Origin of the sequence: Paractinoplanes hotanensis, from assembly GCF_023717965.1 — a bacterium.
GTDB lineage: Bacteria > Actinomycetota > Actinomycetes > Mycobacteriales > Micromonosporaceae > Actinoplanes > Actinoplanes polyasparticus.
In genome coordinates this window covers 152,977-174,833 of sequence record NZ_JAMQOL010000012.1, presented here as the reverse complement: position 1 = coordinate 174,833, position 21,857 = coordinate 152,977, and the positions used below count along the sequence as shown (strand labels likewise).

Below are 21,857 nucleotides of genomic sequence, written 5' to 3'. Positions count from 1 at the left end.
TCTGTGCGTACGCCGGTCGGCTCTTGACTGTGTTCCGACGACACGGTGTCGCATCTCTACCGAATGCTGACGAAGAATGGCAGGAGGTTGGACATGTACCGAAGACGTGGGCGTCTTCCTCGTCCACACCAACGCCTGCGCGCTGAACATCACCACGGATTGGCTGGCCGACGGCAGGATGCCGGCCCGGGACCTGTCCTGCCGAGCCGGCTGAGCACTCGTACGGGGAGCGCCTCCCGGCCGTCAGCTCGACGGCCGGGAGACGGCGAGCCGGTGGGTCAGCAGGCCGGCCATGGCACGTACGCCGTGACCGATCGCGCGTTCGTCGGGGGCGTGGGGCGCGCCGTTGATCCCCGTCGCGGTGTCGGCGACGCCGAGATAGAGCATCGCGCCCGGCGCCTCGTTGAGGAACAGGGCGAAATCCTCGCAGTTGAAGGGCCACGATGCCCGGGCCCAGACGACGGACTCCGGACCCAATGCCGTCGTCAGGTACTGGCCGGCCGCCGTGCTGAGCTCGGCCGAGTTCACCAGGGCGGGAAACGGGTCGACCGGGTGTTCGACGTGCCCGCCTGCTGCCACCGCGATCCGCTCGATCCGCGCGCGCAGCTCCGGAAGCCTTTCCTGCGGCCAGACCCGCAGCAGAACCTCGGTGGCGGGATGCCCATCGGCTGTCTGCGCGGTCCAGTGGGCGACGCAGACGGATTCCTGATCGGCCGCGGCGATCTGTGGCGCTACCAACGCTTGGAAGCGTGCTTGATATTCGTCGATGCTGCGGGGGAACTCGACGGTGCCGAGCGCGGCCACCTCGGACGCGACGGCGGCGGCAACCGATTCGTCACCACCCGGCAGCACCATCCGGACGTGGTCGAGCCCGGGCAAGCCGTATCCCGGCGAGACCGCGATGGTGCCGGCGGGGAAGGGGCTGCAGTGGACCGCATAGAACTCGCGCGGCGCGAGTCGTTGCACCAGGCCGGTTTCGAGCATCGCGCGTGCGCCCCGCAGGGGTTCCTCGGCCGGCTGGAAGACGAACACCAACCGGCCCCGTACGGGTTCGGATCCCCGAGCCAGCGTCCGGGCGACGCCGACGCCGATCGCGGTGTGCAGGTCGTGCCCGCACAGGTGCTCGACGCCGGGGGCGCGCGAGGCGAAGCCCTCGTCGAAGACCCGGCCCGACCGTGGGATGGGCAGCACGTTCGTCCGCGCGTCGACGGCGTCCATGTCCGCCCGGTACGCCACCGCCGGACCGTCCGCGGACCCGTCGAGCACCGCGACGACTCCGTGCCCGCCGACGCCGGTCGTCACCTCGAGCCCGGCCGCGCGCAACTGCTCCGCGACCAGCCCGGCTGTCTGCCGCTCGGCGCCGGCCAGCTCGGGGTGACGATGGATCTGGCGGCGGAGCGCGATCAGTTCCTGGTCGAGTTTCGTCACCGGCAGATCATGCCCTCCACCGTTGATCGGCCGCATCACCAATTCGCGGGCCGGCCGACCATGCGTTTTGCCGAAGCGGCATGCTCGAAGACATGAGCCATGAGAACCGGCGCCCGATCATCGGCGCACTTATTCTCGTTCTGGCCGGCGCGCTGCTGAGCGCCTGCGGCGTGGAGGCGGCGGATTCCCCGCCCACGCCGTCGAGCTCCCCGTCGCTGCCCGCGGTGGCAGCCTCCGACACCCGGCCCTTCCGGGAGCTCGAACGTCGATTCGGCGCACGCCTGGGCGTCCACGCAATCGACACGGGAACCGGCCGCACGGCCGGCTATCGCGCGGACGAGCGCTTCGCGCACGCGTCGACCTTCAAGGCCCTGCTGGCCGGGGTTCTGCTTCGCCGCCTGTCCGGCGCCGACCTGCGACGCGTCGTGAAATACACCGAAGCCGACCTGCTGGAGTGGGCGCCCGTCACCTCGAAGCACGTGGCCACCGGGATGACGGTCGACGCCCTGATCGCGGCCGCGGTACAGCACAGCGACAACACGGCCGCCAATCTGCTGCTGGAGCGGGTCGGCGGCCCCAAGGGACTGCAACGTGAACTGCGGAAGATCGACGACGACATTACCGATGTGAGCCGGAACGAGCCGGCGCTGAACGAGGCTGTCCCGGGCGACAAACGGGACACGAGCACGCCGCGGGCGCTCGGCACCGACCTGCGCCGGCTCGTCCTCGGTGACGTGCTGCCCGAGCCCCGGCGGCGGAAGATGGTCGACCTGCTGGTCGGTAACACGACCGGAGACCCGTACATCCGTGCCGGCGTGCCGTCCGGGTGGAAGGTCGGCGACAAGACCGGCAGCGGGGGATACGGCACCCGGAACGACATCGCCGTCGTCTGGCCCACCAGCGGTAGCCCCCTCGTCATCGCCATCCAGTCGGACCGCGGTGTGCCCGACGCGCCCTCGGCCGACGCCCTGATCGCCGAGGCGACCAAGATCGTCATCACGACCTTGAAAGGCACTCGATAGGTCGGCTCCGACGGTCGTGCGTGTCCTCATCGTCAGGCCTCGATGCGGCGGCCGGCCGTGTGCTATGCGGACTCCTCGGCCGCCTTGACCCTGTTCCGGGGACACAGTGTCGACTGGCGTGACTCGCGTATCCCGCCCATCGAGGAACTGCCGTGGATCTCTTGGCTCAGACATTCGACACCGTCACGCTGCTCTCGGGTCTGCTCGGCGCCGCGTACCCGCTCATCGCCGGCATCGCCGCCGCCCCGAGCAGATTTCCTCTGATCGCGCCCCTGCTCGGGGCCCTGCTCGTGACCGTGCTCGCCTGATGCCGCCCATGCCGTTGCCGCATCAGCTCTACCTGCTCAGTCATGAGCCCGCTCTGCGCCGGGCCGGGTGATCGGCTGGTGTTCGGCGAATGGCGCAGGCGGCGGGCCATCCAGCGCATCAAGCCCGGCGACGGGCGCCCGCTGAAGCGATTCCGCTGGTGGCAGACGCTGTCCCGATCCCTCCTCTATCTGCCCGCAGACGCCGCGGCGGGACGGCCCGTGGTCTACGCCGTGGAGGTCAACCACCTGAAGAGCGACGACAACGGCGACACCGAAGCGCACCTGTACCGCGATGACCTGCGCTACGCCCGGGTGCGGCTCCCCGCCGTCTTCCCGATCGAGGGCGGCACGATCGAGGTGATGACGTCGGCCTTCGGCATCCGGCGCTGCCACTTCGTCGCCGACGACGGATCCGAGCAGCAGCTCGTGCCCGACCCGCGCTCGGCCGAGGGGCGCCGCGCCCGCCTCGACCGCGAACGTCCCGCGCTCAGCCGCTGGATCGGTGTGCTGTCCCTCGTCCTGATCGTCGTTCCCCTGCTTCTCGGCCTGCCGCAGACCATCGAGTCGATCTCCCGATTCCCTCCGCTGGCCGAGCGCTTCGGCGTACTCGAGTCGCCCATCGACGGGCCGGCCTGGGTCAACATCGTGCTGGTGGTCAGCGCGACGCTCGGCAGCTCGGAGCGCGCCCTGCGCCTGCGGTACAACCGTTGGCTGGACACGGTGGCGGACTGAGGCCGGCATGTCGGGCGGCCGATCCGAGCACGCCCGGGCGGCGCGACTATGGTCGGACATGTCGCGTTCACCGAGCATCCGAGCGTTCCCGCCGGCGCGATTTCACGACGCGCCGAGAGGACCTCCCGATGCACCCACGATTCGCGGAACTGGGGTGGGCCCCCACCAGCATCGGCGAGATCAGCCTGCGCCGGCGGCTCGATCCCGTCACGAGGACCGAGGTGTACGAGGTCAAGCTCGACGACGAGTACCTGATGTCGAGCCTGTTCACCGTGGCCGAGGAGGAACTGGCCCGGCTCACCCTGGCGGTCCTGCCCGACGCCCCGCTGGAGGTCGTCGTCGGCGGTCTGGGCCTCGGCTACACCGCCCGCGCTGCTCTCGCCGACGACCGGGTCCGGTCGCTGACGGTGGTCGAGGCGCTGGCCCCGGTGATCGACTGGCATCGCCGGGAGTTGCTGCCGGAGGCCCGCAGCCTCACCACCGACCGCCGCACCACGCTGCTCGAGGGCGACTTCTTCGCCCTGCTGCGCGACGGCACGGGCTTCGACCCCGCCACCCCCGGCCGCCGCTTCGACGCGATCCTGGTCGACATCGACCATTCCCCGGTCAACGTGCTGAACCCGGCCCACGCCGACCTCTACACGCCCGCCGGCCTGGCTCGGCTCGGCGGGCGCCTGCGCCCCGGCGGCGCCTTCGGCCTGTGGTCGGACGATGCCCCCGACGACGCGTTCCTCGCCGTCCTGCGCGAGGCGTTCGCCACGGCCACCGCTCACGTGGTGCCGTTCGACAATCCGCTGACCGCCGGCACGTCCGCCAACACCGTCTACGTCGCCACCGATCCGCTCGGTTGACGGGGTCGTCCTGGTCGAGCGAACAGGTTGCCGGGGTGGTGCGACCACCCCGGCAACCCGGCGGAGACGTCAGGACAGGTGGAGGTAGTCGAGTTCGGCGTAGCCGGCGCCGCCGGTGAAGTTCGGGGCTCCCTTCGCGAGGCGGATGACGTTGTAGCCGGCGTTGAGCGTCACGGTGGTGTTCACGGTCGAGCCGAAGACGCCCCAGGCCGCCGTCGGGGGATAGCTGATCGTGGAGTAGGCGCCGCCGTTGTAGGCCAGGCCCTGGGTTGCCGTGGCGCCGGTGCCGTTGGCGTAGCCGAGCGTCATCGTGTACGACCGGGCCGCCGGCACGTTGACGATGAAGTCGACGAACGACTGGTTGCGGCTGTTGGCCGTGCCGTCGATCCGGCCGACGTACCCGCCGTTGGATGCCGAGCCCGACGAGAACCGGTTGGCGTTGACGGCTGTGGCGTTCTCCGCCTCGTAGCGCTGCTGCCAGGTGGCCGCGCCCGACGCCGGGGTGATGAGCAGTTGGTAGGCCGCCGCCGCGTCCATGCCGTTGACCGGCACGCTGATGCTGCCGTTGGCGACGGTGTAGGTCGCGGCGGACACGGTGACCGGCGCGCTCTGGTTGGTGGTGCGCCCGGTCGTGTTCGTCCGGGACAGGGTCACCCGGACCTGGGAGCCGAGTGCGCCGAGGCCGTTGACGCGTACGGTGTTGTTGCCGCTGTCGCCGCCCAGCACCACGTTCACGAAGCGCCGGGTGCTGTCGTACGACGCCACGCCGTCGAGCCAGGAGCCGGGGACCGTCTGCACGATGTTGCCGGCCATGTCGCCGTACCACTTGTAGGCCCAGTAGGACGCCGTCGGCGCGTTGTTGTGGAGCAGGCCGTTGAGCGTGCCCGCCTCGTACCAGTAGGCGCGCTCAGCCGACCGGACGCCGTGCCGCTCGAAGACCGCCATGTAGTGCACGGCGACGCTCGGGATGTCGACCTGGCTCGGCGACGCGTACTCGTTGATCGAGATGGGCCGGGGCGAGATGCCCAGCGACGACTCGATCGCCCGGTAGTCGGCCACGTGCGCCTGCACGTTCAGGTAGCTGTCGTTGCCCAGCTCATGCCACACGATCACGTCGGGGACGGTGTTCGTGTTCCGGGCGTTGGTGAGGAAGTCGACCATCCAGGTGTGGTTGTAGTACGAGTGGCTGGGCCCGACGATCGGGGTCACCGTGTCGATCGTGCGGATCAGCCGGTGGGTACGCGTCCAGCCGGCCAGGAACGAGCCGGCGGCGGCGGTGTTCCAGGTCCAGTCGGGCTCGTTCCACAACTCCCAGCCGTCGACGTTGGTTACCGAGCCGGCGCTGACGCGGGCCTGCACCATCGTGCGGACCTTCGACTCCCAGTCGGCCCAGCTGATCCAGCGGTACGGGAAGTTCGGATAGATGTCGGGCATGCGGTAGAACTGCTGCGCGCCGGCGCTGGTCACCTTGCCGGCGACCTGCAGACCGTCGCAGCACGGCTGGGTCGCGCCGTTGCCGAGCTGCTGCCCGCCGGGCGGTGGCTGGGTCAGGTGGTTCAGCTTGAGCGGGTACATCTGGCTGAGCGGCGGCTTGGTGCCGGTGTCGACGGCGTAGAGCCCGCCGGAGGCGACGTGGGTCACGGGGCGTACGACGGATCCGACGTTGACGGTCAGGGTGTTGCCCGCCGCCTGAGCGGGCACGGTCGTGGTGAGCAGGGCGAGGACGGTGAGCGTGGCCGCGGTCGCGGCCGTTCTTCGATAGCGCACAAGGCACCTCAGGGGGATAGGGATGGGGAGCGGGCGGTGGTGGCTCCGCCCGCTCGTTACGCCTCCCGTGCGGCGAGCGGGATCCAGACCCGCATGGGTCCGGCGGCCCGGTTCGCCCACAGGAAGTAGGGGATGGTGGTGACCAGACCGGACGGGCCGGCGCGGCGTTTCGCCGCCCGGGTCCGGTAGAGCGGACCGCCCTCGCTGATCCGGGCGATCATCGGCGCTTGGACGGTGACCGGGGAGAGCCCCGCGCTGTGGTAGGCGATGGTGAGGGACGCCCCCGGGTCCAGCTCCAGGTCTTCCAGCGGCACCCCGGCGAGCGGCCCGGACTCGGGCAGGTCGGCGCTCTCGAGGCAGTAGACGACGGGCCCGCGGACGAGGGCGGCGGTACCGCGGCTGGCGTCGACCCGCGGATGCGCGATCACCAGCCGGGGCGGCATGGCCAGGAGGAGCTCGATCCGGTCGCCGGGTTGCCACATCCGGTGCAGTCGCAGATATCCGTCGACGATCTGACCGCGGGCCGGGGCGGGGGAGCCGTTGATGCTCAGCCGCACGTTGGTGCACCAGCCGGGCACGCGCAGCGCGAGGGTCCAGGCGCCGGTGGCCGGCCCGGCCACGGTCACGGTGATCTGCTCGTCCCACGGATAGCTGGTCCTGACGTCGACGGTGTGCCCGCCCGCGCTGACCGTGCCCCCTCCGTAGAGGTGCAGCTGCAGGCCGTCCGGCCCGCCGGTGGCGACGTACGTGTGCAGCGACGCCATCAAGCGGGCGAGGTTGGGCGGGCAGCACGCGCAGGAGTACCAGGTGAGTCGTTGCGACGGCGCGTCCTCGTGCGACCCGTCGTGACCGGTGCGCAGTTGCAGCGGGTTGGAGTAGAAGAACGCGGTGCCGTCCACGGCGATGCCGGTAGCGATGCCGTTGTACAGCAGGCGTTCCATCTCGTCCGCGTACTTCACGTCACCGGTGGCCAGCAGCAGGCGCCAGACGAGCTGAAAGCTGCCGATCGCGGCGCAGGTCTCGGCGTACGCGCGGTCGGGCGGCAACTCGTACGGGTCACCGAACGCCTCGTCCCGGTGCCGGGAGCCCTGCCCGCCGGTCAGGTAGGTGCGACTGTCCAATGCGGAGTCACACAGGCGCTCCGCCGCGGCGAGCAGTTCGCGGTCGCCGGTCTCCACGGCCACGTCGACGGCGCCCGCGAGCAGATACAGCTGGCGTACGACATGCCCGGCGACCTCGGGAGCTGAGCGCACCGGCTCGTGGTCCTGGAAGTAGGCGGCTCCGAACCGGCCCTCGCCGAGCACGCCCCGCCCCCGGTTCTCGATGAACCGGGCGGCCAGATCGAGGTAGGGACGGTGTCCGGTGACCCGGTACAGCTCGGCCAGCGCGGTCTCCACCTCGGGGTGCCCGTCGACCTCGTCCGACGCGCCGAACCGTTGCACCAGCAGGTCGGCGAACCGGCGCGCGATCGACATGACCTGCTCGGCCGCCGCGTCGCCGGGGGCGCTGCGAACCGCGGCCACCGCTGCCTGGATCAGGTGCCCGGCGGTGTACATCTCGTGGCTGTAGTGCAGCTCCGCCCACTGCTTCCCGCGATGCTCCGGATCCTGGTAGTACGAATTGAGGTAGCCGTCGGGGTCCTGCGCCTTCTCCAGCAGCGCCGCGACCTCACCGGCGAAGGCGGAGGCGTCGCCCGATCGGCCGGCCTCCCAGAACGCGGCTTCGAGGGTCTTGTGGACGTCGCTGTCGGCGAACCACATGCCGGCGTAGGCATCCCCGCTGACCCGGCTCAGGTTGCTCAGGTTTCCGTGGGCGCCGAGCTGTTCGACGCAGTGCGGCAGCGTCGCCGTGGCGTTGCGCGCCTGCCAGCCGCCGAGCAGGCCGTCCCGCGCGAGCCGCACCGCACTCGCGGGCAGCGGTCGCAGCGCGGAGAGTGCCTGTTCGGTGGGCCGGACGGGCCCGTGGGTCTCGATGTCGCGCATGTGTTCCTCAGTCCTTGACGGCGCCGGCGGTCACACCGGCCGCGACGTAACGCTGGGCGATGATGAGCAGCAGCGTGGCCGGGATGGAGGCGATCACGGCGGTGGCCATGATGGCGTTCCACTGCTGGTTGTTGTTGCCGATGTACTGGTAGATGCCGAGGGTGATGGGCTGGTGGTCACCGCCGCCGTCGAGCGTGGTGGCGAAGACGAAGTCGGACCACGCCCACAGGAAGGCGAACAGGCTGACGGTGACGATCGCGTTGCGGCTGACCGGCAGGATCACCGACACGAAAGTGCGCCACCGGGAGGCGCCGTCGATCAGGGCCGCGTTGATCAGCTCGTCCGGGATGCCGGACATGAAGGCCGTGAAGATCAGCACGCCGAACGGCACGGCGATGGTGCTGTCGGCCAGGATCAGGCCGGGAACGGTGTTGAGAACCCCGAGCCGCAGGTAGATGGCGTAGAAGCCCATCGCCATGATGATGCCGGGGATCATCTGGGCGATCAGCAGCACGAAGCTGAGCGCGCCGCCGCCCCGGGGCCGCAGCTTGGCCAGCGCGTAACCGGCGGGCGCGGACAGAATCAGGGTCAGGGCGACGGTGCCCAGGCCGATGACCAGACTGGTGCCCAGGTACGGCATCTGGTGGGCGAGCACCGTGCGGTAGCCCTCGAGCGTGCCGTCGAACGGGAACAGGTGCGGCGGGTCGGCCCGCATCGCGGTGTCCTTGGTGAAGGACACGTTGACCATCCAGTAGACCGGGAACAGCATGATCGCGGTGAACAGGACGCCGAGCGACGTCTTCGCGTACGACCTCATGGGTTGAGCCTCTTCTGGAACCGGATGTACAGCAGGCCGAAGAAGAGTGCCATGACGATCAGCAGGTTGCCGACCGCGGCGCCGGGCCCGAACTCGGGCAGCAGGTTGCCGAACGACAGGCGGTACGACCAGGTGGCGAACGTCGTCGAGGCATCCGTGGGGCCGCCCCTGGTCATGATCCAGATGATGTCGAAGACCTTGAGCGTGTAGACCAGCCCGAGCAGCAGCGTGATCGCCGAGACCGGCCGCAGCAGCGGGAACGTGACCCGCCGGAACCGTTGCCAGGCGCTCGCGCCGTCCAGCGCGGCCGCCTCGTACAGCTCCTGCGGGATGGCTTGCAACCCGCTGTACAGCACGACGAGATTGAACGGGATGCCGATCCAGATGTTCGCGATGATCACACTGGTCAGCGCCCAGTCCGGCGAGGTCAGCCAGTTCACCGGGTCGGCGCCGACGAGCCCGAGCGTCCAGTTGACGATGCCCGAGTCGCTGTTGAGCATCCACGACCATGTCGAGGCACTGACGATCAACGGCAGCAGCCACGGTACGAGGAACAGCGCGCGCAACGTCGAGGACAGCCGGAAGTGCTGGGTGAAGAAGACGGCGAGCGCGAGCCCGAGGACGAACTGGAACGCGATGGAGACGAACGTGAAGGCCACCGTGTGCAGCAGGGCCGGCCCGAAGGTGGGATCGGCGAACACGGTGCGATAGTTGTCGAGCCCGCTGAACGGTGCGTCGCCGCGCACGAACGAGCGGACCGTGTAGTGGCGCAGGCTCAGGTCGAGGTTGCGGTACAGCGGGTACGCATAGAACGCCACCAGGTAGACGACGATCGGTGCCAGGAAGGCCCAGGCGGCCCACGCCCCGCTCCGGCGGCGCCGGGGTGCAGCCGGTGGCCGTACGGAAGCGGAGGCGCGGGTCATCAGGTCGTGTGCCATCGTTACCGGGCGGCCGAGCTCTGGGCGGTCTTGAGGGCGTCCTGCGGGGAGGCCGAGCCGCTCAGCGCGGCCTGGAAGGCGGTCCACAGCGGCTGCGAGATCTTCGGGTACTTCGTGCCGAGGTCGTCACTGGTGCGGCCCTTGGCCGCCTTGACCGCCTCGACCCAGACCTTCAGCTCCGGGTTCTCGGCGACCTGCTTCTGCTGTACGGCGTCGGTCGCGGCGATGTAGGACAGGGTGGTGTCCGTCGTGAGCGCGTTGTCCGCGCTCGTGAGACACGCGATCAGCTTCTCGCTGACGGCGTAGCGGCCGGTCTGCGACTGCACCGGCGCGGTGACGAACTCGCCTCCGGTCGGTGCCGGCGCGGTGCCCCCCACGGACGACGGGATCGGGATGATGCCGTACTCGAAACCGGTCTTCTTCGCGTTGGCCAGCTGCCACGTGCCGTTCTCGCTGAACGCGAAGTCGCCGGTGGCGAACTCCTGCCAGCTCGTGGTCTGCGTGTTGTTGAGCACCGAGTTCGGCGCGTAGCCCTGCTTCAGCCAGTCGGTCCACAGGGTGAGCGCGGAGACGGCCTGCGGCGAGTCGAGCTGGGTCAGGTTCGCGCCCGATCCCCAATACCAGGGCAGGAACTGGAACGAGCCCTCCTCGGTGCCGATCGCCGAGAACGTGATGCCCTTCTTGCCGGCCGCCTTCACCTTGGCCAGGGCGGCGGTCAGCGTCGCCCAGTCCTTGACGGACGCCGCGTCGACCTTGGCCGCGGCCAGCACCTTCTTGTTGTAGTAGAGCGCGAGCGTGTTGGCGCCGATCGGGATGCCGTACGTCTTGCCGCCGATCTGGCCCGCGGCGAGCAGGTTCGGCGAGACCGCCGAGGTGTCCACCTTGACCTCGTCGGTGGTGGTCAGCACCCCGGCGTCGGCCAGGGTCGAGACCACCGGGTTGTCGACGATCAGGACGTCGGGGGAGTTGTCCTGCTGGGCCGCGAGCAGTGCCTTGTTGGTCAGGTCGGTCGTGTCGTAACCGGTGCGCTCAACGGTGACGCCGGCGTCGGTCCCGCACCGGGTCAGCAGCTTGACCCAGTCCGAGCTGTTGTCGAACTGGGGGTACGGGTCCCAGATCGTGTACGTACCGCCGGCCTCCGAGCCGGCCTCGCCGCCGCCGTCGTCGGTGGAAGAGCAGCCGGCCAGCACACAGGCCAGGGCGGTGAGCGCGGCAACGGTCCGCACAGTCTGTCGGGATGTGGTCATGTCGGGGTTCCCCTTGCACGGTGGGCGGGAGCGGGGCGCAGTTGTTAACGTTCTCGGAAATCGATTGCCTCGACGCTAGGGATCAGCTTGCTTGCATGTCAAGGGCAAGTTACGGTCAGATCAACCGAGCCGCCGACACGTTGAGGAAACTCAGGAGGAAACGCTGAGCACCATGGATCGCGCCGTCACCATCAGCCAGGTGGCCGCGCTCGCGGGGGTCTCCACCGGCACGGCGTCCAAGGCGCTCAACGGCCGCGGCGCGCTGCGACCCGAGACCAGACTGCGCGTGCAACAGGCCGCGGAGCAGCTCGGGTTCGTGGCCAACGCGGCTGCCCGGAGCCTGCAGACGGGTCGCACCTACACGGTCGGCATGATCACCACCGACAGCATCGGCCGGTTCAGCATCCCGCTGCTGATCGGAGCCGAGGACGCGCTGGGCGCCGGGCAGATGTCGGTCTTCCTGTGCGACGCGCGCGACGATGCGATCCGCGAGCAGTACTACCTGCGTACGCTGCTCGGTCGCAAGGTCGACGGGATCATCGTGACTGGGCGCCGCACCCAGGCCCGCGTACCGATCGGGGTGGATCTGCCGGTTCCGGTGGTCTACGCGTTCATCAGCTCGGCCGACCCGCGCGACTGCTCGGTCGTCCCCGACGAAGCGGACGGGGCCCGGCGTGCCGTACGTCATCTGCTGTCCGTCGGCCGCCGCCGCATAGCGCACGTGACCGGTCCGGAGCATCACCATTCCGCGACGGTCCGCAGCGCCTCGGCCGCCGAGACGCTGGCCGCCGAGGGTCTGCAACCGGCTGTGCCCACGCTCTACGGCGAGTGGAGCGAGGCCTGGGGCCGTCAGGCCGCCGGCATCCTGCTGTCCACCGGCGCCGATGTCGACGCCGTGTTCTGCGGCAGCGACCAGATCGCCCGCGGTCTGGCCGAGGCGCTGCGCGATGCCGGCCGCCGGATCCCGCAGGACGTCGCGCTGGTCGGCTTCGACAACTGGGACGTCATGGTGGAGGGTTGCCGACCCGCTCTGACCAGCGTCGACATGGATCTCGAGGGAATCGGGCGCACCGCGGCCGAACTGCTGCTGACGGCGATCAACGGTCAGCCGGCGCACGGGCAGCATGCCCGCCCGTGCCGGCTCGTCCCGCGCGCATCGACCGCCGTGTGAGCCGCGTTTCGGCTCGTCCCGCGGCCTCCACCGCCGTCTGAGCCGCGGCAGGCGGATTCAGGAGGCGACCGTCAGCCATCCTCGGTGCACGGTCGGCGAGCGGTGGGCCGATCTCACGGTGCCGACGGGGGCAGGCTGAGCGGTAGTCCGAGAGCCACGAAATGCTCGGGCCCGATGAACGAGGTGACCGCGCAGACCTGCGGGCCGCGCAGCGTGAGGACGTCGATCGACCAGGCCTGGAACGTGCCCGCGGACTCTTGCCACAGGTAGCCGCCGACTGCCGGCTGGCCGTTGGCGCTGATCGGCTCCGAGTGGCGCCACTCGCCGCAACCGGTGAGCGGCACGCGGACGGCGAAGTCGGTGACCGCAGGCAGACCCGCGTACCAGTGCGGCAGCGGCGGCATCGACCACGTGACGTCCTCGGTGAGCAGCGAGACCAGCAGATCCGTGTCGCCCGACTCGAGGGCCCGGACGAAGGTCACCACCGTCTCGCGCAGCTGTGCGTCGCCGACCTGCCGCAACGTGCGCTGCTGGCTCACCGGCGGCACGCGCGCCGACACCACCGTGCGGGCCCGTGCCAGCGCCGAGTTCACCGAGGTGGGCGACGTGTCCATCATCGTGGCGATCTCGCCGGCCGAGAACCCGAGCACGTCGAAGAGCACCAGCGCGGCCCGCTGATTGCCCGGCAGGTGCTGGAGCATCGCGACGAACGCGAGCTCGACCGCTTCGCGCTGTTCGTAGCGCGCCTCCGGCGCTGCGGTTCCCTCGCTCAGACCCAGGTCCCCGTACGGTCCCAGCCAGGCCGTCTCGACCGAGGGCGCATCGTCGACAACCGTACGGGTGCTGGCCGGTCCCAGGTCCATCGGGAGTGCCCGCCGCGAGCGCGACTCGGCGGCGTCCAGGCAGACCCGGGTCGCCACCGTGTACAGCCAGGATCGCAACGAGCTGCGCCCCTCGAAGCCGGTCAGCCCGCGCCAGGCCCGCAGCAGCGCCTCCTGCAGGGCGTCCTCGGCGTCGTGGGCCGAGCCGAGCATCCGGTAGCAGTGCGCGTGCAGCTCGCGGCGGAGCGGCTGGACCAGGGCCGCGAAGGCGTCGTCGTCGCCCGTCCGGGCCCGCTCGAGAAAATCTTGGCTCACACCGACGATTCTGCCCGGTCGCGCCCGTCACTACCTCCGACGATGGTTCCGACCAGGGAGGACTCCCCATGACCCAGCTCAGCCGCCCCGACGCCGACCTCTACTACGAGCTGCGCGGCGACGGCCCGCTCGTGGTGCTGGCGGGCGCGCCGATGACCGCCGAGGCCTTCACCGGCCTGGCCGACCTGCTGGCGGTCGACCACAGCGTGCTGACCACCGACCCGCGCGGCGTCGGCCGCAGCTCGGTCCACGACCGCGAGGCGCCGTCGACACCGCGGGAGCGCGCGGCCGACCTGGCCGCCCTGATCGACCACGTGGGGCGGGGCCCGGCGACGCTGGTGCTGGGCTCCAGCGGCGGGGCCGTGAGCGTGCTCGCGCTGGCCGAGGCGTACCCGGAAAGCGCGGTCACGATGGTCGCGCACGAACCGCCACTGCTGGAGATCCTGCCCGACCGCGACGCCCTGTGGGCCGGCACCGAACAGATGCTGGCGACCTTCGAGACCGGCGACCGGCGGGCCACCTTCCGCAAGTTCATGGAGGTCGCGAACCTGCAATTGCCGGACGAGGTGGTCGAGATGATGGCCGGCGGCGAGGCAGGCGGCAAGGAGCTGGCCGACGAGGCGTTCCAGTACCGGAACATGTATCGCGGCACGGTCGGCTTCCGGCCCGACATCGAGCGGTTGACCTCGGCGTCCACGCGGGTGCTGATCGGCCTGGGCGAGAATTCGGCGGGGGAACTGTGCGACCGCACCTCGCGAGCCCTCGCCACGCTGCTCGGCAGCGAGCCGGTGATGTTCCCGGGCGGCCATGTCGGCTTCGCCGAGAACCCGGCCGCCTTCGAGCCGCAGCTGCGCAAGCTCTTGTGACGCGGAGACGACGTCAGCGCCGGGGCGTGCCCGACCCGGCCTCGACGCCGGTGCGGCGGGCCTTCGCGCGGTACATGGCTGTGTCCGCCTCGCGAACCAGGGCCGCCGCGTCGGCGAAGGGGGTGCGGCCGGCCCGGGCGACTCCGATGCTCGCCGTGACCACCAGCTGCCGTCCGTCCGGCCGGTGCGGGCGGTTCAGCGCGGACAGCAGCCGCCGGGCGGTCGCCTCCGGCGTGTGGTCGTCGTCGAGCGCGTCCAGCAGGACGAGGAACTCGTCGCCCCCGAAGCGGCCCGCGGCACCGTGGCGGCCGAGCTCGGCCCGCAGCCGGTCGGCGACCTCGACCAGGATCTGGTCGCCGACGTCGTGCCCGTACGTGTCGTTGATCTGTTTGAAGTCGTTCAGATCCACGAAGAGCACGGCCACCTCGGGGCCGCGCTCCATCGCGGCCGCCAGCAGCTGCAGGAAGTGGGTGCGGTTCGGCAGGCCGGTGAGGTGGTCGTGGAGCGCGCTGGCCCGCAACTGCTCCTCCTGGTCGCGGAGGGTGTGCAGCACGGCCTGGTAGTCCAGCGCGACCGTCAGCAGCGCCGCCCACTGGTTGATCGGCTCGCGCCCGGTGGCCGCCTGCAGGTCGACCCGGTCGACCGTGGCGAGCAGTCCCCAGTCACGGTTGCCCACCCGGACCGGCACGACGAAGGTGAGCGAGCCGGGCTCGGCGCGCGCCTCGTCCAGGATCTCCACCGGGGGGAATCCACTGGCCGTGACCGGCGGAAGCGGTGTGGCAGACGCCGGGGAGGACGCGGAACGATCGAAGTGACCGGCTATCTCGAGACCCGGTTCGCCGGGGGTCCACAGCCCGAGGCAACCGGCCCGGGCCGAGGTGCGGCGCAGCCAGCCCAGCTGCCGGGGATCCTCCTCGTGACTGCGCAACAGGTCGAGGCTGATGTCGTACTGACTGCTGAGCGAGCGCTGCAGCCGGGTGCGCTCCCGGTGCTGCGACTTCCCCTCGGCCCGCAGCGCGGCCGCACCGACCGACGAGGGACAGCCGCAGGACTCCCGCACCACGAGCTCCGTCGCGACCTCGTGGCGCGCCGGTGGCTCCCCGGTGCCGTCGATCGCCGCCAGCAGCACCCGCGCGGCGGTGGCGCCGACGTCGAACAGCGGCTGCCGCACGGTGGTCAGGCGCGGCTCGGTGAACGTCGCGTCCGAGAGGTCGTCGAAGCCGACGACGGCCTGGTCCTCGGGAAGCCGGCAGCCGGCCTCGGTGAGCACCCGGAGGATGCCTATCGCGTTCAGGTCTGTGCCGGCAACGACCGCGGTGGACGGCAATCCGGCGGCCAGCATCGTGCGGGCCGCCCCGGCGCCGCCGGCCTCCTGATTGTCGGCGGCCTCGAAGATCAGGTCCGGATCCGGTTCGATGCCGTGGGCCCGCAGCGTCCGGCGGTAGGTCTCGCACCGCTCCTGCTGGTCCAGCGCGCCCAGGAAGCCGGCGAACGCGATCCGGCGGTGCCCGTGCCGGATCAGATGCTCGACCGCGGCCCGCACCCCGACCCGGTTGTCGGGAAAGACGGTCGGGCAGTCCAGCTCGGGGAACTCATGGCTGATGACGACGATCGGGCGGCCGCCGGCCTGGATCTCCCGCAGGTACTTGGCGCTCGCCGCGTTCACGATGACGACGAAGCCGGCGGCGTGGTCACAGGCCAGCGGGTGCGGCGGGTGGGGCGGCTCGGTCAACTCCAGTTGGTCGGTGCCGGCGTCCAGGGTCTGCACGGCGACCACCGCGGCGCCGGCGTCGGCCGCGGCCCGCGCGATCCCCTCGATCAGGCCGCCGAAATACCATCCGCCCAGAAACGGGGAAAGAACACCCAGGACGGCCATCGTGCCCCCTCCGCGCCATTGCGTCGACAGATGACCATACCGTCGCCGGCCCACCCGGTTGCAGGCTGTGCTCCACCGAAATCTCAGGTCCCGGCACCGGTGGCCGAATGGTTGCTCGCCCGGATCCCCCCTGCGCGAGGTGTTTCTACCATGACCGCTGCTGTCTCCGCCGTTACCGATCTTCCCGCCGTCAGCACCCCGATGTTCCTCGTCCTCGGTGAGGGTGTGAACTTCCGGTCGCGTCTCGAGTCGGTCGACGACGACGGCTTCACGGTCACCGCGCCCCTGGAGACGGCCGGTCCCGGCGGTCTCGAGCCGGGCCGGCAGTTCGACGTCTTCTGGGCGCCGCCACGTACCCGCATCGTGCTTCCCGCCCGCCTGGTCGCGGTCTCCGACGAAGCCCCGTTCCGCTGGCGGCTCACCCCGGCCGGCCCTGCCCGCCAGAGCAACCGCCGGGAGTACGTACGCGGTGGAGGCGGCGCTGCCGTCCGGCTGGCCACCGAGGACGAGCAGATCGAGGGCGCCCTGCTGGACATCAGCGAGGGCGGCCTGCGCTGCTGGATCGACGAGCCGTCGGCGCTCGTGCCGGGCGACCGGCTGTGGGTGACCGTCTCGCTCGGCCCCGCCGGCGACATCGCGGCGAACGCCACGATCCTGACCGTCCGCGAGGCGCCGCACGGCGACCCCGGCCAGCACATCATCGCCACCCTGGACACGGCGGAGACCATTGCCCGGATGATCCGCCACTACGTGATGGACTGGGAGATCAACGAGCGCCGCCTTCGCCAGGAGATCAGCGGTGACGGCGCGAGGGAGGCGTGGGACGCTCCTATGTGACGCGGACCTTTTCGTACGAATCCTCGTGACCGGACGGGTGGGCCGGCCGGCCACTCTCCGGGCTCCTGCTGTTCAGCGCCGTCTTCATGGGCCTGCTCACGGCGACCACCGCGGCCGGCGTCGTCTCGGAGCTGAGGCGCGGCAACACGCGGGCGCTCTCATCGGACTCCGGCCGGCAGCGGATCGGTGGTCGGCGGCCTCAGGCGGGGGACAGACCGGCGTCGGCGAAGATGTGGCGGGCCAGGGCGGAGCTCAGGAACGACACCAGGGCGTCCGCGCCCACGGTGTTGACGCCGGTGCTGGGCCGGACGGCGGTGTACACGTCGGCCAGGCGGACTGCCTGCTCGAAGTCGACCGCCCGCAGGTCGCGGCCCGCCGCTACGACTTCCGTGCGGTAGGCCAGAGCCGCGTCGGCTGCGCCGGAACTGACCCGGGCCAGGGCGGTGGCCGCGTCGGGTTCGACGCTCGCCGGCCGTACGTCGACGGCGGCTGCGGCGAGGGCCGCGCGGCTCGCCCGGCCGCACGGGGTGGCCTCGGCGCACAGTGCCACCTTCGCGCCCCGCAGGTCGCCGATCGCGCCGATCCGGTCGCCGGTGCGGGGCTGCGCGATGACGATCGGGTTGCGGGCCACGACGGCGGGGGTGCCGCGGTCGTGCGCGGCGGTGACCATGCCGGTGGCGGCCTCGTCGGCGGAGAGGAAGACGTCGACGGGCATGCCGTGCAGGATGTGCTGGGCGTGTTCCAGGCCGGCGCCGTATTCGACGGTGACCCGCGCGCCGGGGAACGCCTCTTCGAACTTGGGGACGAGCCGGGTCAGCGTGTCGCGCAGCGGATCGGCGGCGTGCACGACGACGACTCCGGCCGGCGCGCCCGACGGTGGTGGGCCGGCGCTGTGCTGGTGATGGTGCGCCGCCGGGGTGGACGGCGGTGCCGATGCGGGGGCGGGCGCGGACGCCAGGGGTGCGGCGGGGCCGGAACACGCCGGCAGGCCGAGCGTGACAGCGACGGCGGCGAGGGTGAGGCTGCGAGGTGTCATCGGACTCCAGTCGGCCGGTGCCGTCCGGCCCGGACGAATCCGGGCCGGACGGCGGCTTGCGTACTGATCAGCGCGGGCGCCGTACTGATCAGCAGGCGCCCTTGTCCTGCCAGGCGCCCCACTCGCCGGTGGTTCCGGGCTCCTCGCCCTGGCTCCAGTAGCGCGCGGTCCAGGCGCGGCCGCGGTGTGAGACGTTCATGCCGCCGGTGTAGACCGCCGACGCGCTCCAGGCCGCCCCGCAGTTGGTGGGCGGGTTCGTCGGCGGGGTGGTGGGCGGGTTGGTGCCGCCGCCGACGTTGACGTCGACGCAGGCGTAGAACGCCATCGGGGTGTCGAAGATGTTCCAGACGGCGAGGATCTTGTGCCGTCCGCCCGGCAGTCCGGTCAGCTGGTGGCTGAGCACCTGCGGCGGCTGGGCGTTGCCGTTGGTGAACGTCTGGTGGAGCCGGCCGTCCACGTAGTACTGCCAGTTCTGGGTGCGGTGCATGGCGGTGTTGCGCCAGGTGAACGCCGTCGAGCTGCCGATCGAGGTGACCCGCCAGCCCTTGTTGTCGTCGTTGAGCACGGTGTACGAGCTGCCACCACTGCAGCTCAGCGAGCCCTTGGCCGCCTCGACGCTTTGCGGCTCGTACTGGATGGAACCGCAGTTGGCGACCGCGCCGGTGGCGCACTGGTCCTGGCGGCTCGGGGGACTGGTGATCCAGCCATGGGCGCTGGCCGGGCTCGCGGGGGCAATGACGGCGACGAGTGGGGCGATGAGGACGGCGGCCGCAAGCGCGGCCAGTCTTCGCTTCAGGCTCATGTCGCTCCCTTCGGGGGATCGCGGAGCATCGTCCCATCAGCGAACGTCAATACAGTTAACTTTGTCAACAGTTTCGCCACGCCGTGTTCACCAGCCTCGATTAAAAGCCGCGGTGGTCGCTCGCGAGAGCTGCGGCTCGGCCGATGTTATGCTTGGTCGATCGTCCAATACGATCGACCAAGGAGGCAGTGTGCCGGGGCAGACCAATGCCGAACGTGGGCGGGTCGTACGAGCGCGCCTGCTGGCGGCGGCCCGGGAGTTGATCGGCGAGCTCGGCTGGAGCGCCGTCAGCACTCGGGTGCTGGCCGAGCGGGCGGGGGTGCGTCCGGGCCTGGTGCACTACCACTTCGAGTCGCTGCAGGCGCTCCTGTGTCATGCCGCGCTCGAGGAGATGCGGCAGATGCTCGACGGCGCCACGGCACTCCTCGCTCAGGCTGAGAGCCCGGCCGACGGCATCGAGGCGATGTTGTTCGATCTCGACCAGTACGACGGGTCCGATCCGGCCTCTCTGCTGTTCATCGAGACCTACCTCGCCGCCACCCGCGACCGCGAGCTGCGCCGGAGGATGGGCGCGCTGCTGGACGGCTACCGCGGCGCGCTCACCGAGGCGCTGACCCGTTCGGGCCACGCCGACGCCGAGGGCGCCGCGAGCGCGGTGATGTCAGTGCTCGACGGCTTCGTCCTCCACAAGGGATTCGACCCGGGTCTCTCGGCGGCGCGCATCGCCCCGCTCCTGCGCCGGATCACCACCACCGAAGAGAAAGGGGAGCACCGATGAGAGCCCTCGTCTGCGGCGCCGGTATCGCCGGGCTGGCCCTCGCCCACCGCCTGCGCCACCACGGCTGGGACGTCCACGTCGTCGACCACGCCGCCGGCCCCCGCGACCAGGGCTACATGATCGACTTCTTCGGTCCCGGGTACGAGGCGGTGACGGCGATGGGCCTGCAGCGAAACCTGCGCGAGTTCGCCCACCCGGTCGAGCGCTTCCGCTACATCGACGCCCACGGCCGCACGACCGTCAGCGTCGACTACACACTCTTCGCCAAGGCTCTCGACGGCGAGATGGTCAGCATCATGCGGCCCGCCCTCGAACGCATGCTCCGCGAATCGCTCCAGGACCGCGTCGAAATTCGCTACGGCACGACGATCGACCGGATCGACGGCGACCGGGCCGAACTCTCCGACGGCGCGGTTGTGGCGGCCGACGTGATCGTGGGTGCTGACGGCGTCCATTCCCGGGTCCGTTCCCTGGCCTTCGGCGCCGAGCCCGGCTTCCTGCGTTACCTGGGCATGCACACCGGGGCTTACGTCTTCCGTGACCCCGCGGTGTTCGAGCAGGTCCGTGGTCAGTTCGTGCTCACTGAGACGTGCGGTCGCCAGGTGGGCCTCTACGGGCTCGACGACGATCGCGTCGCCGTGTTCGCGGTGCACCGTACCGAGGACGCGCGCCTGCCGGAGGACCCGCGCGGGGCGCTGCGCCGCAGTTACACCGGCATGGGGCCACTGGTCGACCTGGCCCTCGCTCACTGTCCTCCGCCGGAGGGCGTCTACTACGACCAGGTCGCCCAGATCGACGCGCCGCGCTGGACCGACGGGCGGGTCGCACTGATCGGCGACGCCGCCTGTGCGGTGTCGCTGGTTGCCGGGCAGGGCGCTTCGCTCGGGGTCGCGGGCGCGTACCTTCTGGCCGAGCGGCTGCATGCTGCCACCTCGGTGCAGGAGGGGCTGGCGGACTACGAGCGCCGCTGGAGACCGGTCGCGGAGGCGGTGCAGCAGTCGGCCCGGAGCCGGGTCGCGGAGTGGTTCCTGCCGACGTCGACGACCAAGCTCGTGCTGCGGCGCTGGGCATTCAAGGCGATGCGCCTGCCGGGCCTCGACCGGATCCTGATCGGTCCGTTGTTCCCGAAAGGCCGGCAGAGCATGGCCGAGCTCGTGAGGTGACGACCGGTGAGACCGAGCCGGCCGGGCGCGGTGATCCCGAGGCCTTAACGAAAACGACTTCCGTTACAGTGATGCGCACGGTGACCGCGCCGGCGGCTCCGCCCGACACCTTCACCGAGGTTGCCGATGACGTCCACGTCCCAGGAATCCACTGTTGCCACCCCGCTCGCGGTCCGGCGTGCCCAGTACTGGCGCCGATCCTGGGACGAGGTCATGAACGCGTGCCTGCCCGGTCTGGGTAGCTTCGAGGAGACGCTGATCGCGGCGGCCGAGGCGGCCCTCGGCGGCGCGCCCCGCGACGTCCTCGACCTCGGTGGCGGGCCCGGCCTGCTGGCTGAGCGTCTGGCGGCGCGGTGGCCCCGGGCCGAGGTGCGCCTGCTCGACCTCGACCCGGTGCTGTTGCTGCTCGCCCGGACGGCCGCTCCGGCCGGTGTCACGGTCCACCGCGGCGACCTGACGGGCGCGGACTGGCCGGGCGACGTGGCCGGCGGCGCTCCGGTCGATCTGGTCACCGTCGTCATGACGATTCACTATCTGCCCGAGGATCAGGCCCGAGCGCTCTATCGCCGGGCTCGGGCGGTGCTGCGTCCCGGCGGGGTGCTGGTGGTGGCCGATCTCATGCCGATCGACGAGCTGCCGTCGGTCAATCCGGTGGCCGACGAGGCCGCGGCCGGTCTGGCCTGGACCCGGTGGTGGGAAAGGCTGCGCGCCGAGCCGATCTTCGGACCGTGGATGCGGCAGCGGGAGGCGTTGTTCGCCGGCCGGGCGCCGGCCGAGTTCACGCCGGCGCAGGCGTGGCACTGCGAGGCGGCGCGCGAAGCGGGCTTTCGCGAGGCCGGCGTCGTCTGGCGCCGCGGCCCGCACGCGGCGGTGTGCGCAATCGCATAGACGCGCCCCGGCGATCACGCGGTGGTGTGCGCGATCGCATAGATGCGCTCCAGCGATCACGCGGTGGCAACCGGCGGGCCGGGCGACGTCGGGCGGGAGAACGGAATGGCGTACACGCGTATATGCGCAATTGATAATACGTCGCGGTGATGCACAGATTGTCATCTCGCTATTAGACGATTGTTTCTGAAAACGATTATCGTTCTGCTCCT

General features: G+C 70.8%; 20 protein-coding genes. 10 read left to right on the top strand and 10 right to left on the bottom strand.

Translation table 11 applies throughout. From position 1 onward, the window contains the following. Positions 1-243: 243 nt before the first annotated feature. Positions 244-1,428 carry a M20 metallopeptidase family protein gene (locus tag LXN57_RS10645; protein ID WP_251797873.1) on the bottom strand — a complete coding sequence of 395 codons (1,185 nt, stop codon included), beginning with the start codon at positions 1,426-1,428 and terminating at the stop codon, positions 244-246. A gap of 92 nt (positions 1,429-1,520) precedes the next feature. On the opposite strand from LXN57_RS10645, the gene bla reads away from it, so the two are divergent. The 4 genes from bla to LXN57_RS10625 all read left to right on the top strand — a co-directional run bounded on the left by bla (position 1,521) and on the right by LXN57_RS10625 (position 4,341). Continuing rightward, complete coding sequence (bla, locus tag LXN57_RS10640) at positions 1,521-2,450, top strand: class A beta-lactamase (RefSeq protein ID WP_251797872.1); 930 nt, start codon at positions 1,521-1,523, stop codon at positions 2,448-2,450. Positions 2,451-2,602: 152 nt separating this feature from the next. Beyond that, positions 2,603-2,758, top strand: coding sequence for a hypothetical protein (locus tag LXN57_RS10635; RefSeq protein WP_251797871.1), 156 nt, complete (start codon positions 2,603-2,605; stop codon positions 2,756-2,758). A 42-nt stretch (positions 2,759-2,800) separates the two neighbouring features. Then, complete coding sequence (locus LXN57_RS10630) at positions 2,801-3,490, top strand: hypothetical protein (protein ID WP_251797870.1); 690 nt, start codon at positions 2,801-2,803, stop codon at positions 3,488-3,490. Positions 3,491-3,618: 128 nt separating this feature from the next. Then, a complete protein-coding gene (locus tag LXN57_RS10625; RefSeq protein ID WP_251797869.1) occupies positions 3,619-4,341 on the top strand; it encodes a polyamine aminopropyltransferase in 723 nt (240 codons plus the stop codon). 69 nt (positions 4,342-4,410) lie between these two features. On the opposite strand, the gene LXN57_RS10620 is transcribed toward LXN57_RS10625, so the two are convergent. Genes LXN57_RS10620 through LXN57_RS10600 form a run of 5 tightly spaced genes read right to left on the bottom strand, consistent with a single transcriptional unit; the run spans position 4,411 to position 11,092 of the window. After that, positions 4,411-6,108, bottom strand: coding sequence for a CBM35 domain-containing protein (locus LXN57_RS10620; RefSeq protein WP_251797868.1), 1,698 nt, complete (start codon positions 6,106-6,108; stop codon positions 4,411-4,413). 56 nt (positions 6,109-6,164) lie between these two features. Continuing rightward, positions 6,165-8,090, bottom strand: a complete 1,926-nt coding sequence (locus LXN57_RS10615) for a glycoside hydrolase family 127 protein (RefSeq protein ID WP_251797867.1) — start codon at positions 8,088-8,090, stop codon at positions 6,165-6,167. Between the two features lie 7 nt (positions 8,091-8,097). Continuing rightward, positions 8,098-8,907 (bottom strand): carbohydrate ABC transporter permease, encoded by an 810-nt coding sequence (locus LXN57_RS10610; protein WP_251797866.1) that lies wholly within the window; start codon positions 8,905-8,907, stop codon positions 8,098-8,100. After that, positions 8,904-9,845: a carbohydrate ABC transporter permease gene (locus tag LXN57_RS10605; RefSeq protein WP_438872859.1), complete on the bottom strand. Its 942-nt coding sequence runs from the start codon at positions 9,843-9,845 to the stop codon at positions 8,904-8,906. Before LXN57_RS10605 ends, LXN57_RS10610 begins: the two co-directional genes overlap by 4 nt. A gap of 2 nt (positions 9,846-9,847) precedes the next feature. Then, positions 9,848-11,092 (bottom strand): sugar ABC transporter substrate-binding protein, encoded by a 1,245-nt coding sequence (locus LXN57_RS10600; RefSeq protein WP_251797864.1) that lies wholly within the window; start codon positions 11,090-11,092, stop codon positions 9,848-9,850. Between the two features lie 172 nt (positions 11,093-11,264). Here LXN57_RS10600 and LXN57_RS10595 point away from each other — a divergent pair, with 172 nt between their 5' ends. Further along, positions 11,265-12,263: a LacI family DNA-binding transcriptional regulator gene (locus LXN57_RS10595; RefSeq protein ID WP_251797863.1), complete on the top strand. Its 999-nt coding sequence runs from the start codon at positions 11,265-11,267 to the stop codon at positions 12,261-12,263. 113 nt (positions 12,264-12,376) lie between these two features. Here LXN57_RS10595 and LXN57_RS10590 read toward each other — a convergent pair whose 3' ends face one another. Then, complete coding sequence (locus tag LXN57_RS10590) at positions 12,377-13,399, bottom strand: sigma-70 family RNA polymerase sigma factor (RefSeq protein ID WP_251797862.1); 1,023 nt, start codon at positions 13,397-13,399, stop codon at positions 12,377-12,379. A gap of 68 nt (positions 13,400-13,467) precedes the next feature. Between LXN57_RS10590 and LXN57_RS10585 the strand changes: the two genes are divergently transcribed. Next, positions 13,468-14,265, top strand: a complete 798-nt coding sequence (locus tag LXN57_RS10585; protein ID WP_251797861.1) for an alpha/beta fold hydrolase — start codon at positions 13,468-13,470, stop codon at positions 14,263-14,265. A 13-nt stretch (positions 14,266-14,278) separates the two neighbouring features. Here the strand turns inward: LXN57_RS10585 and LXN57_RS10580 are convergent, their stop codons facing one another. Beyond that, positions 14,279-16,141 carry a substrate-binding and GGDEF domain-containing protein gene (locus tag LXN57_RS10580; protein ID WP_251797860.1) on the bottom strand — a complete coding sequence of 621 codons (1,863 nt, stop codon included), beginning with the start codon at positions 16,139-16,141 and terminating at the stop codon, positions 14,279-14,281. 150 nt (positions 16,142-16,291) lie between these two features. Here LXN57_RS10580 and LXN57_RS10575 point away from each other — a divergent pair, with 150 nt between their 5' ends. Then, positions 16,292-16,978 (top strand): flagellar brake protein, encoded by a 687-nt coding sequence (locus LXN57_RS10575; protein ID WP_251797859.1) that lies wholly within the window; start codon positions 16,292-16,294, stop codon positions 16,976-16,978. Positions 16,979-17,177: 199 nt separating this feature from the next. On the opposite strand, the gene LXN57_RS10570 is transcribed toward LXN57_RS10575, so the two are convergent. Further along, positions 17,178-18,014, bottom strand: a complete 837-nt coding sequence (locus LXN57_RS10570; protein WP_251797858.1) for a molybdate ABC transporter substrate-binding protein — start codon at positions 18,012-18,014, stop codon at positions 17,178-17,180. Between the two features lie 88 nt (positions 18,015-18,102). Continuing rightward, positions 18,103-18,816 (bottom strand): lytic polysaccharide monooxygenase, encoded by a 714-nt coding sequence (locus LXN57_RS10565; RefSeq protein WP_251797857.1) that lies wholly within the window; start codon positions 18,814-18,816, stop codon positions 18,103-18,105. Positions 18,817-19,006: 190 nt separating this feature from the next. On the opposite strand from LXN57_RS10565, the gene LXN57_RS10560 reads away from it, so the two are divergent. From LXN57_RS10560 to LXN57_RS10550, 3 genes are all read left to right on the top strand, one after another. Continuing rightward, positions 19,007-19,594 (top strand): TetR/AcrR family transcriptional regulator, encoded by a 588-nt coding sequence (locus LXN57_RS10560; protein ID WP_251797856.1) that lies wholly within the window; start codon positions 19,007-19,009, stop codon positions 19,592-19,594. Then, positions 19,591-20,757 carry an FAD-dependent monooxygenase gene (locus LXN57_RS10555; protein WP_251797855.1) on the top strand — a complete coding sequence of 389 codons (1,167 nt, stop codon included), beginning with the start codon at positions 19,591-19,593 and terminating at the stop codon, positions 20,755-20,757. The genes LXN57_RS10560 and LXN57_RS10555 overlap by 4 nt, the downstream gene beginning before the upstream one ends. 126 nt (positions 20,758-20,883) lie before the next feature. Next, complete coding sequence (locus tag LXN57_RS10550) at positions 20,884-21,645, top strand: methyltransferase domain-containing protein (protein ID WP_251797854.1); 762 nt, start codon at positions 20,884-20,886, stop codon at positions 21,643-21,645. The last annotated feature ends 212 nt before the right edge of the window (positions 21,646-21,857 follow it).